The sequence below is a fragment of the Natrialba magadii ATCC 43099 genome, from assembly GCF_000025625.1.
In the GTDB taxonomy this organism is placed as follows: domain Archaea; phylum Halobacteriota; class Halobacteria; order Halobacteriales; family Natrialbaceae; genus Natrialba; species Natrialba magadii.
This window is the reverse complement of sequence record NC_013922.1, coordinates 3,416,866-3,434,203: the sequence shown is the minus strand read 5'-3', so window position 1 is coordinate 3,434,203 and position 17,338 is coordinate 3,416,866. Positions and strand designations below refer to the sequence as shown.

The window sequence follows — 17,338 nt, the reverse complement described above, 5'->3', positions numbered from 1 at the left end:
GCTAGCGACGCGTATGACTGCCGTAGTCGAGGCGACGGCCCTCGAGAAGCGCTATGGCGAGACCGTCGCTCTGTCGGGAGCGTCGCTCTCGATTCCAGCCGGCGAAGTCTTCGGACTGATCGGCCCCAACGGCGCGGGAAAGACGACGCTCGTCCGCGCGTTGACAGGGACGACGGAGCCGGACTCGGGCACGGCAACGGTGCTCGATGAGTCGCCGACGGCGATCGATCGCGACCGCCTCGGTGTCCTCCCACAGGACTTCTCGCCACCGGACCGTCTCACCGCCCGCGAACTGCTCGCTTACTACGCCGGCCTCTATGACGACCCGCGCGATCCAGACGCCGTACTCGCCGACGTTGGTCTCGCTGACACCGGTGATACCTGGTATGAGGACCTCTCCGGTGGCCAGCAACGGCGCGTCTGTGTCGGCTCGACGCTGGTCAACGACCCCGACGTACTCTTTCTCGACGAGCCGACGACCGGCATCGATCCCGCCGGCCGCCGCACCGTCTGGCGACTGATCGAGGAACTTGCAGCCGGCGGGACAACCGTCCTGCTCACGACCCACGATATGGCCGAAGCCGAACGACTGGCCGACCGTGTCGGCCTGCTGGCCGACGGCTCGCTGATCGCACAGGGCACCCCCGACGCGCTGGTCGCCGAGTACGGCGGCTCGAGCCGACTCGAGATCGAGACGGCCGCCGACCCCGAGGCGTTCGCCGAACTCGAGTACCCCGTCGAACGCGCCCAGAGCCGATCGCGCACAGCTGCGGACGGTACAGTGTCGTCGTCGACACCGACTGACACCCTCGTCGTGCAGGATATCGGCCCTGCCGCAATCGGGACCGTGGTCGACGCCCTCGAGCGGCAGGGACTCGAGTACACCAGCCTCTCGTGGACCGAGCCGGATCTCGAGGACGTCTATCTCGAACTGGCAGATCGGATGGAGCGCGAGCGGACGGAGAGTGCTGGCGAGAGTGGTGAAAAGACGTCAGATGGTGAGTCTGCGGCCGATGTCACGCAAACAGGTGAGACCGCATGAGTCGCCTCGGACGCATTCGATCCGCGACGAGTGCTGGCTGGCGGTCGTTCATCCGCCGCCGGACCGCGGTGTTCTTTACGTTCTTCTTCCCGGTCATTCTGATCGTCATCTTTGGCGCGCTCGTCCGGACGGATCCCGGAGAGGGCGGCCTGTTCGCTGAGCCGGCGGCCTACTACGTCCCGGGCTATCTCGCCGTTGTCGTCCTCTTTACACCCTTCTCGCGAATGGGAAGTGAGGTCGCACGCCACCGCGAGGGCAACCGCTTCGAAAAGCTCGCGACGACGCCACTGACACGTACCGAGTGGCTGTTCGCACAGACGGCTGTCAACGCGGTCATCATCGGTCTCGCGAGTCTGTTGATCCTCGCACTTGTCGTTCTACTGACAGGTGCCGAGATCACGTTCTCGGCGCTGCTCGTGCCGTATATTCTCGTCGGCGTCGTCGGCTTCTGTGGTATCGGCGCGCTGCTCGGGAGCTACACCGACTCGCAAGACGGCGCGATTGCAGCGAGTAACGCGATCGGTCTGCCCCTGTTGTTCCTCTCGGAGACGTTCATCTCGCTCGACCAGCTACCGGGCTGGTTCGAACCGCTCGTGAATCTCTCACCGCTGACGTACTTCTCCCGCGGCGTCCGCGCGGCGACCGATCCCGCTGCGAATCCCACGACCATCGCTGGTCTCGACCCAGCGCTCGCGAACCTCGCGATTCTCGCGGTGCTCTCGGCGATTACGTTCGCACTCGGTGCGCGGTCGATTCCACGAACCGATTGAGTCTGCCGGTTAGCTCACTTTGACGCGCTCGCATGACCGGTACTATCCGGAATTTACAGCCTCTGACCCGGAGTTCGACGACGCAACATCTACGGTGTCTAGCCGCGTTGGAAGCGTAAACGAAAACGTTGCCCCCTCGCCTGGCTCGCTGTCGACCCAGATTTCGCCGCCGTGGCGCTCGATAATCCGTTCACAGAGCGCCAGCCCGATCCCGCTTCCCGTGTGCTCGCCACCGCTGTGTCGACGCTCGAACAGTCCGAAGATCTGTTCAGTGTCGTCGGGATCGATACCGACGCCGTTGTCACTTACTGAGATTACCCACTCCGAGCCTGTATCGTGTGCCTGAATATCGATTTCCGGCGGCTCCTCGCCCGAGTACACGATCGCGTTCGACAGCAGGTTCTGGAACACCTGTCGCAACTGGTTGCCGTCGCCCGCGACTCGTGGCAACTCCGCTGCTGAAATATCGGCGCTGTTCTCGACGATTTTCACCCGCAGGTCTCGCATCACGTCCTCGAGTACCTCGTCCAGATCGACCGGCTCGAACGGTTCTCCCTGTGTTTCGATGCGGGAGAACTCGAGTAGCCCGTTGATCATCTGTCGCATCCGTTCGGCTCCGTCGACGGCGTAGTCGATGAACTCCTGGGCGTCCTCGTCCAGTTCGTCCGCGTATCGCGTTTCGAGCAGATCGAGGTAGCTGCTGACCATCCGGAGTGGTTCCTGCAGGTCGTGTGAGGCTGCGTAGGCGAACTGCTCGAGGCGCTCGTTCGACTCCTCGAGCCGCCGTTGGTACTCCCGTCGGTCGGTCACGTCCCGGAAGTAGACCGACGAGCCGGTTTCGGAGGGATAGATCGTCACCTCGAGCCAGGCGTTTGCCGGTTCGTAGTAGTGCTCGTAGCTGGTCGGCTCCTGTGAGTCCATCGCCTCCTGGAAGCTGTTCCGGACGACATCCTCGTTCGCCGATTCGGGGAACGCCTCCCAGAGCTGTTCCCCAAGGAGCTCCTCGCGTGAGCGTTGCAGGAGTTCCTCAGCCCTGTCGTTAGCGTGCGTGTACCGAAAGTCCTCGTCGAACGCACAGATCGCTTCGTCGACCCGACCCAGAATCTCCTCGAGTCGGGACTCGAGTTCGCGGCGTTCGGTGACGTCCCTGAAGGCGTAGATGACGCCGTCGAGGTCGCCGATCGAGTCGTACAGTGGGCTGCAGTGTATCGAGAGCCAAACGCGTTCACCGGAGGGTCGCCTGATGCTGACGACCTCGTTTCGAACCGGTTCCTCAGTTTCGATGACTCGGGTGAACGGCAGGTCGGTGAACGAGATCGGGTCGCCGTCTTCATCGACCAGTCCCCAGCGTTCGTCGTTGTGCGTGAACGTTTGCAGTTTGGAGAGTGGCCGTCCGGTGATCTCCTCGGCACGCCTGTTCGCGAAGACGGTCTGTCCGTCAGTGTCGACGAGTGTGATGCCGACCGGTGCGGCGTCGAGCACGCTGTCGGCCCAGCTCGTGGCCTCGTCGCGACGACGCTGTGCCGTTGTCCGGTCGATTGCCGACGCCAGTATGTTCGCGACCGTTCTGAGGAACGTGGCGTCCGCGTCGGTAAACTCACACTCGGCCGTTGTATGGACGGTCAATACCCCCCACGAACCGTCAATTTCGCGAGCGACGTCGGTTTCGCTGGTTTCGCTGGTTTCGCTGGTTTCGCTGGTTTCGCTTCCCTCGCCCTGTGGTGACTCGGTGCTGGTGCTGGTGCTGGTGCTGGTGCTCGCTTCCCCCATCGCCTCGGCCACGCCATCAGTGTGCTCGCTTGTACCGATCCTGACGGCCATCCCGCTCGTCGCTGCATCCGACACCGGTTCGCCAGCCGATGGGGGCCGATCGTCTGCCGCCAGTTCCTCGAGTTGCACTGGCTCTGTGGACTCGAGTGCCTCGCCGAGTTGTGTGGTCGGGTCGACCGGAATTGGGTCTCTGTTTGAAACGGCGATGGGTGTCGGTTCGTCGTGGTCTGTGGTGTGGGCGGTGTGGGTGGTGTCGGTTCCGTTCTCGGTCTCGGTTTCGCTCTCGGTTCCAGCTCCACTCTTGTCCCCGCCCTCGTCACTATCACTATCATGATCACGATCACCAGCTTCATCCACACGCTCGGCGTGATCTGCACTTCTGGTCCCAGAGTTCTGTTCGTCTCCATCTCTGTCTCTGTCTCTGTCTCTGTCCCCGTCCCCGTTCGCACTGTCGCTGCTAGCGCGTTCCTCACCCGCCGTCGAGACTCCAGCACGCAATCGGAACTGATCGTGACTGTCGTCTACCTGCAGGACGTACGCCGAGTCAGCATCGAACACCGATGCAACCGCTTCGGTTGTAAAGTGGAACAGGGACTCGAGTGTCCGTGGCCTGTCGCTGTCCGAATCGGTTCCTGGTACGTCGTCTCCATCACCGGTTCCGCTCCGGTCTCCCCACCTGGTGTGGCGCTCACTCACCGATAGTGACCAGTCAGTGAGGTCCGCCAGCACCTGCTGCTGGCGGAGTTGTTGCGACTGGTTGGTCTCGTCCCCACAGGACGACGAATCCATGACGACCTACATACGCTGTCGTTCCCTGTAAGTCCTGTCCCGAGACGGCCCCGAGGAGGTGATTTTTGTGGAATCGTATCCGAGTGCTGGTGACGGCCAGTATCAGAGACGACCAGAGACGATCAGAGACGATCAGAGACGGGTCGCCCCCCAGTGACTCCAGCGCGAGCAGCTATCCGACGCCGATCAGCGAGACGAGCATCGACGGGAACTCGTAGTCGAAGATGTGGTTCAACAGCAGATAGGTGACGACCCCGAGGACGAGGCTCAGAATCCACGCCGAAGCTGCGATTCGGCCGACCTTGGCGTGGGCTGTCTGGCGCAACTCCGCGGGCGTATGGGTGAGCCCGAGGATCAGCGCGTAGAGGACCACCGGAACGGAGATGATCGAGAGGATGATGTGAATCGCGAGCATCAGCAGATAGGCGTAGTAGACCAGGTCGGGACCGACAAACTGCTTTTCGCCGCCGCCACCGCCGACGCGGGTGAGATAGACGACTAAGAAGAGGAGAATTAGCACGAACGCGCCGATCATCGCGAGCCGATGTTTCTCGACCTCGTCGACGCGGATCCAGTACCAGCCGGCGACCAGCAGAATCGTCGTCGCCAGGTTAATCACCGCAATCGCGTGCGTAAACAGGTTCACCTGCGCGTTCGTCAACTCCGGATAGATCGGCAGCTCGAACAGGAAGGTTCCGATAACCAGTGCGTAGCCGACGATCGACAGGAAAATCGTTACGCCGAGGGGGCGTTCTCGGAGCCGCTCTCGTGCTGCGTCGGCAGTTGCCATTGTCGGCCGTTAGGAGAGCCGACCTATCTGTCTTGCTGTTCTGGGGCAGCTAACTCGGCCGTTGTGCCGCACATATTCGTCCGAACGGGGCTTTCGGCCACCGCTCGGCCGATGGACTGTCGCTCACTGAATCCGAATCGCCGGCTTCCCCGGCCGGGCACGAGATGCGACGTCCGCGTCCGGGACGTCGTCCGCTGCAGCGTCCGCTGTCTCGTCTTCGGTGCCAACCGCCGTCGCCGAGCGAACGCTGACAGTCACGTCGAACTCGTCTGCGAGCAGCCACGCCGCCTGCTCGAGAAGCGTCTGTTCGCGCGACGCCGTGAGTCCCTCCGAGGACGAGTGTTGAGCGTCAGTACGCCGCTGGTCCGCGACGAACTCGGCGAGTACGTCCGTCTCGACAGCCACCTCGTCGGCCAGCGCGCCGACGTCGATCGTATCGGCACCCGCTGTGTCGACGGTCCCGGTCGCGCTGTCACCGTCCAGTTCGCCAGCCGACACTGCGAGCCGCGTCGCAACCTCGTACTTCCAGGGCTCGGCCACGACGAGGTCGATTTGGTCCGGAGCATCGATCGACGCCACGTCGAGAATATCACGCACGTCAGCGCGCGTCGTCTCCACCAGCCGCCGTTCAAGCTGGTAGTCTGACTCGATCGTCGCCGGGTCGGACTCGAGTGCCGGCCAGTCGGCTTCGACGACGAGACCGTCGCCACGGAGCTTGTTCCAGAGCTCTTCGCCGAGGTGGGGCGCGAGCGGCGAGATGAGCGCCGCGATGGTGAGCAGGCCGCGGCGGTAGACCTCGCCATGGATGCGGTCGTAGCCGCGGTACTGGCGCAGGAGTCCCGCGAGTTCCTGTACCTCGGTGACGACGCGGTGGAACCGGAAGCGCTCGAACTCAGTGCGGGCGGCGACGATCGTGCGGTCGATTTCGCGGTCGACGAACTCGTCGTGGCTCACCCGTTCGACGCGGGTCTCGCCTTCGTCGACGAACTCGGTCGCCATACTGTACAGCGCCTGTTGGAGGTCGTACGCACCACGCACGTCGTTTGCCGTCCACTCGAAGTCCTGTTCGGGGTGGGCCGCCGAGAGGACGAACAGTCGGGTCGTCTCCGCGCCGTACTCATCTGGCGTAACGACGTTCCCACTCGAGGAGGACATCTTCTCGCCCTCGTAGAGTACCGTCCCCTGGCTGACGAGTCGTTCGACGGGCTCGCGCTGGTCGAGAAAGCCAAGATCCGCCAGCGCGCGCGTCACGAACCGGATGTACAGCAGGTGCAAGATGGCGTGTTCGTCGCCGCCGACGTAGACGTCGACGGGGAGCCACTCGTTCGCCAGTTCCGTGTCGAACGGCGCGTCCGCGAGGTCGGGCGAGAGGAATCGCAGGAAGTACCACGAGGAGTCGACGAAGGTGTCCATCGTGTCCGTCTCGCGCTCTGCGGGGCCGCCACAGTCCGGGCAACTCGTTTCTTTCCACTCTTCGGCGGCGTCGAGCGGATTCCCCGTGGTCTGGACGAACTCCGGTAACTCGACCGGGAGCTCCTCGTCTGGGACGAGGACGTGCCCGCAGTCCTCGCAGTGGACGACCGGGATTGGCGTCCCCCAGTAGCGCTGGCGTGAGATCAGCCAGTCCCGGAGTCGGTAGGTCACGTCAGGGTCGATCGCCTCGTGGTCGTCGACGAGGTGCTCTCGAACGTCCTCGCTCGGTTGGCCGTCGTACTCGCTGGCGCGATCAGCAGGGGACTCGAGTACCAGCGTTCCCTCGCCGGTCATGGGTGCATCTGTAGCGACGCCACCGTCCGATCCTGTGCCGTTGTGGCCGTGCGGAACGACGACTGTCTCGACCGGCAGGTCGTGCTCCCGAGCGAACTCGTGATCGCGCTCGTTGTGTCCGGGAACGCCCATTACCGCACCCGTTCCCACGTCCGCGAGGACGTACTCAGCGACGTAGACCGGCAGTTCCTCTCCCGTGTGCGGGTTCTCTGCCGTCGCGTCGGTTTTGACGCCTGCGGTGCTGAAGTCGTCACGGGCGGCATGGCCGGTGTCTGGTGCACTCGTTCTCGCCTGGTCGACGAACGTTGCTACGTCCTCGTCCGCGTTCGCGAGTTCACTCGCCAGGTCGTGTTCGGGCGAGATGGCGACGAACGTCGCGCCGAAGACGGTCTCGGAGCGGGTGCTGAAGACATCGACGGCGGTGTCCGACTCGTCAGCTGCCGTCGACACGTCGAACGTGAGCCGTGCCCCTTCCTGTCGACCGATCCAGTTGCGCTGAATCTCGCGGACGCCCTCCGGCCACTGGTCGAGGTCGTCGAGTCCGTCGACCAGTTCGTCGGCGTAGTCAGTAATCGTGAAGAACCACTGATCGAGTTCGCGCTGCTCGACGGGGGTGCCACAGCGCCAGCAGACGCGAGCGGTGCTGTGTTCATGTACGTGTGCGTTGCCGTTACTCTCGTCGTGTGCACCGCCGGCACTATCACCGTTGTCGCCGGCTTCGTCCGCTGTCGCTGTCACCGCTTGGCCACCCTCGTCAACCGCAACCTGCGCATCGGCGAGCACCGTCTCGCAATCCGGACACCAGTTGACCGTTGCGCCGGTGAATTCGACGAGACCGGCCTCGTGGAACCGCTTGAACAGCCACTGATTCCAGCGGTAGTACGACGGTTCGCAGGTCGTAATCTCTCGTGACCAGTCGTAGCCGAAGCCGAGCGTCTCGAGTTCCTCGCGCATTCGACGGATACACGCGCGGGTCCAGGATTCGGGGTCGCTGGCCCGTTCGTAGGCGGCGTTCTCCGCGGGGAGCCCGAACGCGTCCCAGCCCATCGGGTGCAGGACGTCGTCACCGCGGAGCCGACGGTAACGGGCGTACGCGTCGGTGATCGCGTAATTTCGGACGTGACCCATGTGGAGCGTCCCGGAGGTGTAGGGGAACATCCCGAGAACGTAGGTTGGATCGACGGCCCCGTCCGGGAGTTCGGCGACGCCGTCGCGTTCCCAGACGTACTGCCAGAACTCCTGTACTTGCGCGTGATCGTACTGGTTTGTCATATGGCGTTGCTCGTTGTCCCCAACTCTGGGGGCCGCCCATATCATTGTTCGGCCCGGACTCGGTCCGTGTTTCGTCTGCGTTCGACTCGTGTTCAGAGCCAGATCCGGTACCGGCTCCTCGAACGAGCCGAGCCGCTTAGCACCCTGTTAAAGCCCGGAGACACACCACTACTGCCGTCTGGACCATCCAGACAAGTCCCTGTGGTCTGCGTTCCGTTCCCCGTGCCATCCACACACCGACCCACAACAGTTCGCGCCAGCACAATTAACGACTCTATTAGAAAGTGTCCCCGAACGCGAGCGAGAGGTGAACACAACATGACGCGTGGACTCTCTCGGCGACAGCTGGTGGCGGCGCTCGGCGTCACGTCGACAGCCACGGTTGCGGGCTGTCTCGACGCACTCTCCGGTGACGAGTCGCCGGAGGCGGACTCCAACGGTGGCTCTGATTCGAACGACGATGGAGACGGTGGAAACGGCGACGGGAACGGCAGCGATAGCTGGCCCGCGATCGACCACGGCGAACTCCTCTCGGACTTCGAGTCTGCCGACGAGTGGGTCGCCGTCACCGGCGAAACCGAGACAGTCCCGGACGCTCTGACAGGATCGCAGGCACTCGCCGTCGAGAGCGACGGCGACCAGGCCGCGATGCGAATAGAGTTCCCCCGCGGGATCGACCTCGACGGCTGGGACACCTCGATGGCGATCCGCGCAGATGCCGTCGACCAGGTCCATATCGAGTTCATGGCACCGTCACGGGGCGATCACCTGACCAGCATCCGCCACATCCCGGACGACTACGAGGGTTGGCTCCGCCTCGACTTCGGCTACATCCAGAAACACGGCGATCCGGACCTTTCGGACGTTCGCCGACTAAATGTCGTCGCTGTCGGTCCCGAGGACGGTACCCGACTCGTCGCGGACGACCTCCGCAAAACCGAAGGGGCTGACAACGGCAAGGCAATTCTCTCGTTCTACGACGGCCACACCTCACACTACGAGCACGCACTCGACCGACTCGACGAGCGCGACTGGGCCGGCACAGTCCCGGTCGACCCGGACCAGATCGGCTCTGGCGGACGGATGGACCTCGCCCAACTCGACGAACTTCACGACCGCGGCTGGAACATCTGTGGCTACCCGAGCGTCAGCACGCCGCTGCCGGAAATGCCCGAGGACCGCCAGCGCCAGGTCGTCGCAAACGTTCGCGATACGCTCGCCGATCTCGGCTTCGAGGACGGCTCGCGACACTTCTACGCCCCAGCCGACCGGATGGACGACTCGCTCCAGACCGTTCTCCGGGAGGACGTCGATTCTGCGGTCCTCGCCAGCGGTTCGCCGACCGGTGCACCGCCGACGAACACCCATATGCTCTCGCAGATCTGGGGGCCCGACCTCCACGGCGGCGTCCGCCGCGCGATCAACCTCTGCGATCAGTACAACCAGCTGGTCGTGCTTCGAATTCCACGCATCGTCGAACTCGAGGACGACGAGGAGGCAAGCGGGAACAGCATGTCACTCGAGGACTTCGACGAACTGGTCGATCACATCGAGCACCGCGGACTCGACGTGGTGACGCCGTCCGACGTGGTCGACGGAACGATGGGTGGCAGCGACGAATCGGACGAGGAGTCGGGCGACCAGCAGGGCGTCATCCTCGAGGCCGGTGAGCACCACTCCTTCGGGGACATCGACTCGAACACGACCGAAACGTTTGCACTCGAGGAGGGTATCCTCACGGCCGACTTCTCACACGACGGCGATGCGGATCTGACGGTCGAACTGGTGCCGACTGGCGACACGAACGGCGGTACTCGCATGATTCCGACGACGAGTACGGCGGTCCAGTCCGGCGAGTCGATCGTCACGGTCGAGGAGGGAACGTACCAACTCGAAGTCGACGCCGACGGCGCGTGGTCGATCGATCTGGACCAGCCCGAAGTCCACAGCGACGATCTGACGGCGCTGCCGACCGACGTGTCCGGGTCGGGCTCCTCGTACGTGGGTCCGTTCGACACCGAGGGCAACGTCTCGCTCGACGTGACCCACGACGGCGACGGCCTGTTCATCGTCGATGGCTACGGCGCGGACGGCCGCTCGGAGCAACTGATCCACCAGACCGGCGCGTTCGATAGCTCGCGGTCTTACAGCGCGGGTGGTGCGGTCTGGCTCAACGTCGAGGCCGACGGGGACTGGACGATTGCACTCTCCGATAGCTAAGGTTCGAATCCGAAACGCGTCGTTTTTTCTGCGCCGGGCGACCTTCCCGTCCGCCTGTCTCCGTGGGTGTGCAGTGACTTGCAGTGGCTACTATACCCCTCTCACTATCTGCCGAGAATGAGGTGACAGAGACCGGTTATCAACTCGCTTCAAACCGCAATTGTCGTCGCTTCGTACGCAACTGCCATACCACGCCTGGCCCGTGACAGCGCAGTACCGCCGCGTCAGCGGGTGCTGAGGTTCGAGAGAATTCGCGTCGTCGCGTTGGGTTCGACGTCAGTGTCTTCGGCACCGGCGTCGGCGTGTCTGCCGGCCGATCCGTTTCCGTGATCCGCATCCTCTGCGACGAACGTGCTTCGATTGCTATCCCGACTCGCCACGTCGAGGCTCCGACCGGTGGGCGTGTTCGCCGCATCCTTCTCGAGTACGAAGTCCTCGAGGACCAGCACGTCGAGACCCATGCCGTAGAAGTCTTTGACCGCTTCGGTGGGTGTATTGACGATCGGTTCGCCGTGGTCGTTGAACGAGGTGTTGAGCAGGACTGGTACGTCGGTGATTGCCTCGAATTCGGTGAGCAGACGGTGGTATCGTGGATGCTGGTCCTCATGGACTGTCTGGGGACGAGTGGTCTCGTCTGCGGGGTGGACGACTGCCGTCAGGTCGGCTGTCCTCTCCGGGTCGACGTCGAAGCTGTTGATCATGAACGGCGCAGGCTGGCCGTCGACGAGGTACTCCGCGGCTGCCTCCTCGCGCATCGAGGGGGCGAACGGCCGCCACTCCTCGCGGTGTTTGACGAAGCGGTTGACGCGATCACGCGAGGCCGCAGTACGCGGGTCTGCGAGGATGCTCCGAGCGCCGAGGGCACGTGGACCGAGTTCCATCCGGCCCTGGAACCAGCCGACGAGCGCGCCGTCTGCCAGCCGTTCCGCGACGTAGCGCTCGAGATCGTCCGGCTTGGCGTACTCGATCTTGTTCGTCTGGAGCTCTGACTCGATCTCCGCTGTGTCGTACTCGGGACCGTAGTAGACGTCCGTCAACGGTTCGACGGCCGACGGTCGCTGGCCGACCCAGCCCGCGCCGAGTGCGAGCCCCGCGTCGTGGGCGACGGGCTGGACGAACAGGTCGTCGACGACGGCGGTCTCCCGGACTGCCTTGTTGAGTTTGCAGTTGAGCGCGACACCGCCTGCGAGCGCGACGTTTCCAGCGCCGATGCCGGGCGCGTAAGTTCGGACGATGTTCGTGACGATCTCCTCGAGTATCTTCTGTGCCGTGTGGGCCAGGTCCTTCTCCCACTGTGTGAACGACTGGGAGTCCTCCTTCTGGGTCCGCCCGAACTCCTTCTCGAGTCGTTCGACACCGTAGCCGGTTCCCCAGCGCTTGGTCAGTTCCGTGACGTCGTACTCCGCACCAGTGTCGATCAGGTTCCGCAGGGTGCGTTCGATCTCGGGATTCTCTTCCCCGTAGGGGGCAAGGCCCATCACCTTCCCTTCGCCGTTGAACATCCGGTAGCCGAGGTACTCCGTGATGATCGCGAAGAACAATCCGAGACTGTTCGGGTGCTCGTACGTTTTCACACGCGTGAGCCCGCCCTGATGGCCCCGCCAGACCACCGTCGAATCGAACTCGCCTTTCGCGTCGATGGTCACCACCAGGGCATCGTCGAACCCCGACGGGTGGAACGCGCTCGCGGCGTGACAGCGGTGGTGCGAAAGCGTCTCGATCGGCGGCACCGGCCGTCCGATCTCCGCCAGTCGGTTCTCGATCTTTCGCGTCGGCGCGACCTTGCTCTGGACCTCCGAAACGAGGGTCTCCTCGAGTGCGGAGAGCTTTCGCGTCACGCCGGGTGCGCGCAAGGCGTCACTGATGTAGTGTGAACGGATCCGGGACCGGAGTGTCGGGTCGTAGGGCAGATAGATCTCCTCGAGATCGGCGAGTTCGAGGTTGCGGTAGTCGAGACAGGCGGTAATCGCGTTCGTCGGAAACGTCTCTGGCGCGTGTTTCTGGCGCGTGAGCCGTTCTTCTTCGATTCCAAACACCGGCGTCCCGTCCTCGAAGAGCACGGCACTCGGGTCGTGCTGGCCGTAGAGACCGATCGCCGGTTTGAACGCGAGCGTGTAGTCTCCCATAGTCGGTCCTTCGAGCAGGGGATCCGATACTATGGGCTTGTTAAACGACTGTCTGATGGGCTGCACCCGACTTTCGTCGAGCCGCTTCCTGTCCGAATTGCGCAACTGACCGATGCAGTCATCGTCTGTCAACTCTGCTAAGAATCGTGACGATTCGGGGGTGGCTCGAACTCGAGTACCAACGGACGCTGTCGCCCTGAGAAATCTCTGTGGGTGACTGTCAAGAAGTGATGAATGTCTCTCTTCCGAGCGCTATTCGGCCGGTTTTGCGTGACTGTCGGCGGATCTGGGAGAGAGGGAGACGAACCGTTCATGCAGATTCACGACACTGAACTGACCTTAGTACGTGTATAGTGAACCGCCGAAAGCGAGAACGGTTCTCGTAATGCAACAACACCAGTATCGTCCACCACACTACGACGAGTCGACAGGGCCACAGGAATCGTCGTTCCTGTGGCCATGCTGGCTCGCTGTCGAACACGCCGGATCGATAAGTCGCGTCGAACCGTCTCGCCAGCCGCGTATGCCGTCATCACACTTCTAGGCCAATGTCTAACAGTAACCGCCGACACACCACAGAGACGCGCTCGATCCAGACAGGTGTTCAGGTCATGCTGACGGTCGCCGGCGTCGTGCTGCTGGTCGCCGGCCTTGCACTCGCCGCGAGCGGGGCGTCGATCAACGGGGCTCTCGGTCCGTTCGGCGACGATTCCGACGAGACAGAACCGGACGTCGACGAGCCGGATGCCGACGGTGGAGACGATGATTCGACAGCTGGTGATGACGGTGGTGACACAGACGAGACTGACGAGACTGACGATACCGACGACGCAGATGACGGGTCGGAGAGCGACGAGTCAAACGATGGTGCCGGTGACGACGATGACGGCGCAGACGACGATGACGGCGCAGACGACGAGGACGATGCGGGTAACGGCGATGAAAACGGCGGCGACGACGCAGACGACGAACACACCCTCACGGCCACCATCGAAGACGACGACGGCGACGAGATCGAGAACGCGACAGTCGAACTCACCAGCGGACTCAGCTCCTCCGAGCGAACCGCCGACGACGACGGCACGGTCGAGTTCACCGTCGACGACGGCGAATACACACTCACCGCCAGCGCCGACGGCTACGAGGAGGCTGAAGCCGACGTCGAAATCGACGGCGACGACGAGGACGTGACGCTGGAACTCGAGAGTGACGAAGACGAGGATGAGGATGAGGACGATACCGACGCGGACGACGAGTACACCCTCACGACGCTCGTCGAGGATGACGACGACGGCGACGAGATTGAAGACGCGACGATTGAACTCTACACCGGGAACCAGCTCTTCGGACCGGACGCTGAGGCGACGACCGACGACGACGGTGAGGCCGAACTCGAGGTCGAGGAAGGCGAGTACACCGTCATCGTTACCGCAGACGACTACGAGGAGGCCGAGTTCAATCTCGAGGTCGACGACGACGACGAGATCACGGTCGTACTCGAGGAGGACTGATCGGGACTCCCAGCGAACGGAGTCGTAATTCGGGTATTTCGCCGGTTACGGACGGTTTCCTGCTTGCATCTCTGCGTTCTTTTCCCGCTCCATCGGGCTCCACTTTCTCGACGTCGTGCTCACGTACGCCCTCACGTATCGAGTACGACAACGGTACCACAGGTACCGCGTGGTGTCGCCGTCCACCACAGCGGCTCGCCGATTCTCTCGCAACCGCCAGTACAGTTCCAGCGCACCGATCATCGTAACCAGTCTGACTACAAGCTGTGCAGTGAACAGTGTCATCGCCGCGACACCGTACGGAACCGCACCCGGTCCGCCGAACAGAATCGCGTCAAACGGCTCGTCGAACCAGCTCGACACCAACACTCGCTTGCAGCGGCCGCGCCGGCAAAAGCGGGCTTCGATGACAATTCCACAGTGGTCGTGAGGGACTCGAGTACCCAGGGGAGCGAAGACGTGAGTGTTCACGTGCTGATCGTCTCCCCAGTTCGTCGCTACCGAAGACGCGTTGTCCTGCAAAGTAAGTTGGCGACCTCGAGTTGATTCAGGGATGGACTCGAGTTCGTGTCAGCAAGTGGGTTGCGTGCAGTCCTCGCTTGCGTCCACGTGCAGGTGTGGTTTCTCTCGCCCATCAGGCTTCTGTGGAGGCCGTCGCCGCCTAGCAGGAGCACGATGTGCCGGTGCCGGTTCCGGTGCCAATACTGGATCAGTGCGGGTGCCAATACTGGATCAGTGCGGGTGCCAATACTGGATCAGTGCGGGTGCCGATACTGGATCAGTGCCGATGCTGGCACCGTCTCGTAACGCACCCAGCGCAATACCGGCTAACGAGCGCGGAGAAGCGAACAGGAGTGGGTCATGACAGTCGTGTAGCTGCGAGATGTGGATACTCGATGCAGCGGCTACAGGAACAGTACAGGCAGGTTCAGACGGGTGCAGCCAGATTCAGATAGAAGTGCACATTCGAACGCAACATACGAACCGAGTCACCGTCCGGGTCACCCCGGACGCAACCCAAAACCAGACGACTGCAGTGGACCGCGCAGGTCGACCACCGATGCAGTTACACGCACCTGGTGGTCGACAGGCTGTACTCACCGGCCCTACTCGACGGTCACACTCTTCGCCAGATTCCGCGGCTTATCGATCGGCCGGTCGAGCAGTTCCGCCGCGTGGTAGGAGACGAGCTGAAGCTGCACGTTTGCCAGCAGCCCCGCCCAGACCGGATGCGTTGCCGGCACCGAGAGGTGCTCGTCCGCCACGTCGACGAGGGCGTGCTCTTCCGGCCCGACCGCAACGATCGGCGCGCCGCGAGACTGCGCTTCGATCGCGTTCGTCTTCGTCTTCTCGTCACCGTCGCCCGTCACCACTGCAAAGATCGGCGACGCCTCAGTCACCAGCGCCAGCGGCCCGTGCTTGAGCTGTCCCGACGCGAATCCCTCTGCGTGCTCGTAGGTAATCTCCTTGAACTTCAGCGCGCCCTCGAGTGCCACCGAGTGGCCGAGGCCGTTCCCGATGAAGAAGTACGAATCACTGTCGAGGGTCTCTTCGGCGAGGGTCTCCGCGCGGGTGGACTCGAGTACCTGCTCGACGTACTCGGGGAGGTGCTGGAGTTCGGCGAGCATCGCGTCGCGGTCCGCAGCGGGGGTGGCCTCGGGAACGTCGGCGGCGATGCGCTGGGTGAGCAGCGAGAGCGTGACCGCCTGCGAAGAGAAGGTCTTGGTCGCGGCGACGCCGACCTCGGGACCGGCGCGGATGTAAACCGCGTCGTCAGCCTCGCGTGAGATGGTCGAGCCGACGACGTTGGTGACGGCGAGTGAGCGTGCGCCGCGGTCGGTCGCGGTGCGGACGGCGTCTAGCGTGTCCGCGGTTTCGCCGCTCTGGGTGACCGCAACGACGAGGGTATTCTCGTCGACGGGGCCGGCCGTCGCGTCGTACTCGCTCGCGCGAACGACTTCGGTGCGGAGGCCGGCCTCGCGAAGCAGCTGTGCGCCGTACATCGCGGCGTGGTAGGAGGTTCCACAGGCGACGAACTGGACTGTTTCAATTTCTGCAAACGTCCCAGCTGGGAGGTCTTCGAACGCCACGTCGCCGTCGTCGGCCCGCCCCTCGATGGTGTTCGAGAGCGAGGTCGGCTGGTTGTGGATCTCCTTCAGCATGTAGTGGTCGTACTCGCCCTTACCGGCATCCTCCGGATCCCAATCGACGGTGTCGACTTCGCGGTCGACCGGCTGGCCCTCGAGATCAGTGATCCAGTAGGAGTCCGGCTCGAGCGTGACCAGATCGCCGTCCTCGAGGTAGATGACCTCGTCTGTGTGGTCGAGGAACGCCGGCACGTCGCTCGCGAGGTACCACTCTTCGTCGTCGAGGCCGAGGACGAGCGGCGAGCCCTTCCGGGCTGCGTAGACGCGCTCCTCGCCGTCGACGATCGCGGCGATGGCGTAGCTGCCCTCGAGCGTGTCGACTGCCTGGCGAACAGCGATTTCGGTGTCGTCGACGTTGTCGAGGTATTCGTTGATGAGGTGGGGGATGACCTCGGTGTCGGTGTCGCTCTCGAACTCGTGGCCCTTCGCCTGAAGGTCGGCCTTGAGATCGTCGTAGTTGTCGATAACGCCGTTGTGGACGACGGCAACATCGCCGACGGTGTCTGTGTGCGGGTGTGCGTTCTCGTCAGTTGGGGGTCCGTGGGTCGACCAGCGCGTGTGGCCGATGCCCAGGTTGCCGTGGGGCTGGCCGTCGAGCTGGGACTTGAGCTCGGAGACTTCGCCCGAGCACTTGTGGACTTTGACGCCGGAGCCGTTCTGGACGGCGATTCCGGCGGAGTCGTAGCCACGGTACTCGAGATTCTCGAGGCCGGTGAGAAGCGTATCTGCGGCTTCACCCTGTCCGATTCGCGCGATAATACCGCACATTAGCCGCTCACCTCCGTTACGTGTGCCTGTGGCGACCAGGCGGGCAACCACGGCGATCCGACCTGTCTCCCTGCAGGAGACTGGGTTCGACGGCGATGGAGTCGCTGTTTCCCCCGTTCGCCGACCGTGACTGCGTCTCCGGACGCGACACTGCGTTCGGATTCGCCGGTGACCGCGAATCCGCCCGCGACTCCGGTCGTCGCATCCGTCGTAACTCGGCTCGAGACAGCTGCCCGTGAATCGGTGCTGTTCAGTGTCATGGTTTTGAGCTGCGTGTGCCCGTCCCGCCCGAACGGCGGATCCGAGCATCTACTCGACGCGAGTATTCCTGCGGCCATTACTATAGAGCGAATAAGACAGTCGCTG

The 17,338-nt window shown here is 63.4% G+C and carries 10 protein-coding genes; 4 read left to right on the top strand and 6 right to left on the bottom strand.

The features are described from left to right. Nucleotides 1-13: 13 nt before the first annotated feature. Nucleotides 14-1,042, top strand: coding sequence for an ABC transporter ATP-binding protein (locus tag NMAG_RS15955; RefSeq protein WP_004215928.1), 1,029 nt, complete (start codon nucleotides 14-16; stop codon nucleotides 1,040-1,042). Further along, nucleotides 1,039-1,812: an ABC transporter permease gene (locus tag NMAG_RS15950; protein ID WP_004215930.1), complete on the top strand. Its 774-nt coding sequence runs from the start codon at nucleotides 1,039-1,041 to the stop codon at nucleotides 1,810-1,812. The genes NMAG_RS15955 and NMAG_RS15950 overlap by 4 nt, the downstream gene beginning before the upstream one ends. A 42-nt stretch (nucleotides 1,813-1,854) precedes the next feature. On the opposite strand, the gene NMAG_RS15945 is transcribed toward NMAG_RS15950, so the two are convergent. The 3 genes from NMAG_RS15945 to NMAG_RS15935 all read right to left on the bottom strand — a co-directional run bounded on the left by NMAG_RS15945 (nucleotide 1,855) and on the right by NMAG_RS15935 (nucleotide 8,200). Next, complete coding sequence (locus tag NMAG_RS15945; protein WP_004215932.1) at nucleotides 1,855-4,371, bottom strand: ATP-binding protein; 2,517 nt, start codon at nucleotides 4,369-4,371, stop codon at nucleotides 1,855-1,857. Between the two features lie 172 nt (nucleotides 4,372-4,543). Then, on the bottom strand, nucleotides 4,544-5,161 hold the full coding sequence (locus tag NMAG_RS15940; protein ID WP_004215934.1) for a DUF420 domain-containing protein: 618 nt from the start codon (nucleotides 5,159-5,161) through the stop codon (nucleotides 4,544-4,546). 123 nt (nucleotides 5,162-5,284) lie between these two features. Beyond that, complete coding sequence (locus NMAG_RS15935; RefSeq protein WP_004215935.1) at nucleotides 5,285-8,200, bottom strand: leucine--tRNA ligase; 2,916 nt, start codon at nucleotides 8,198-8,200, stop codon at nucleotides 5,285-5,287. Nucleotides 8,201-8,518: 318 nt separating this feature from the next. On the opposite strand from NMAG_RS15935, the gene NMAG_RS15930 reads away from it, so the two are divergent. After that, nucleotides 8,519-10,420 carry a polysaccharide deacetylase family protein gene (locus NMAG_RS15930; protein WP_012996816.1) on the top strand — a complete coding sequence of 634 codons (1,902 nt, stop codon included), beginning with the start codon at nucleotides 8,519-8,521 and terminating at the stop codon, nucleotides 10,418-10,420. 224 nt (nucleotides 10,421-10,644) lie between these two features. Here NMAG_RS15930 and NMAG_RS15925 read toward each other — a convergent pair whose 3' ends face one another. After that, the gene (locus tag NMAG_RS15925; protein ID WP_004215937.1) at nucleotides 10,645-12,546 is read right to left on the bottom strand and encodes a carbamoyltransferase family protein; all 1,902 of its coding nucleotides are present in this window, start codon (nucleotides 12,544-12,546) and stop codon (nucleotides 10,645-10,647) included. A 548-nt stretch (nucleotides 12,547-13,094) separates the two neighbouring features. Between NMAG_RS15925 and NMAG_RS15920 the strand changes: the two genes are divergently transcribed. Then, nucleotides 13,095-14,057, top strand: a complete 963-nt coding sequence (locus NMAG_RS15920; protein ID WP_012996815.1) for a carboxypeptidase-like regulatory domain-containing protein — start codon at nucleotides 13,095-13,097, stop codon at nucleotides 14,055-14,057. A gap of 1,106 nt (nucleotides 14,058-15,163) precedes the next feature. Here NMAG_RS15920 and glmS read toward each other — a convergent pair. Together glmS and NMAG_RS15905 are read right to left on the bottom strand one after the other, a co-directional pair. After that, entirely contained in the window at nucleotides 15,164-16,972 is a 1,809-nt protein-coding gene (glmS, locus tag NMAG_RS15910) for a glutamine--fructose-6-phosphate transaminase (isomerizing) (RefSeq protein ID WP_004215940.1), read from the bottom strand. Further along, entirely contained in the window at nucleotides 16,972-17,232 is a 261-nt protein-coding gene (locus tag NMAG_RS15905; protein ID WP_148221921.1) for a hypothetical protein, read from the bottom strand. The genes glmS and NMAG_RS15905 overlap by 1 nt, the downstream gene beginning before the upstream one ends. Nucleotides 17,233-17,338: the final 106 nt, after the last annotated feature.

Coding starts and splice junctions, on each gene's coding strand:
- NMAG_RS15955 (WP_004215928.1), top strand. CDS start 14: ATGACTGCCGTAGTCGAGGCGACGGCCCTCGAGAAGCGCTATGGCGAG.
- NMAG_RS15950 (WP_004215930.1), top strand. CDS start 1,039: ATGAGTCGCCTCGGACGCATTCGATCCGCGACGAGTGCTGGCTGGCGG.
- NMAG_RS15945 (WP_004215932.1), bottom strand. CDS start 4,371: ATGGATTCGTCGTCCTGTGGGGACGAGACCAACCAGTCGCAACAACTC.
- NMAG_RS15940 (WP_004215934.1), bottom strand. CDS start 5,161: ATGGCAACTGCCGACGCAGCACGAGAGCGGCTCCGAGAACGCCCCCTC.
- NMAG_RS15935 (WP_004215935.1), bottom strand. CDS start 8,200: ATGACAAACCAGTACGATCACGCGCAAGTACAGGAGTTCTGGCAGTAC.
- NMAG_RS15930 (WP_012996816.1), top strand. CDS start 8,519: ATGACGCGTGGACTCTCTCGGCGACAGCTGGTGGCGGCGCTCGGCGTC.
- NMAG_RS15925 (WP_004215937.1), bottom strand. CDS start 12,546: ATGGGAGACTACACGCTCGCGTTCAAACCGGCGATCGGTCTCTACGGC.
- NMAG_RS15920 (WP_012996815.1), top strand. CDS start 13,095: ATGTCTAACAGTAACCGCCGACACACCACAGAGACGCGCTCGATCCAG.
- glmS (WP_004215940.1), bottom strand. CDS start 16,972: ATGTGCGGTATTATCGCGCGAATCGGACAGGGTGAAGCCGCAGATACG.
- NMAG_RS15905 (WP_148221921.1), bottom strand. CDS start 17,232: ATGACACTGAACAGCACCGATTCACGGGCAGCTGTCTCGAGCCGAGTT.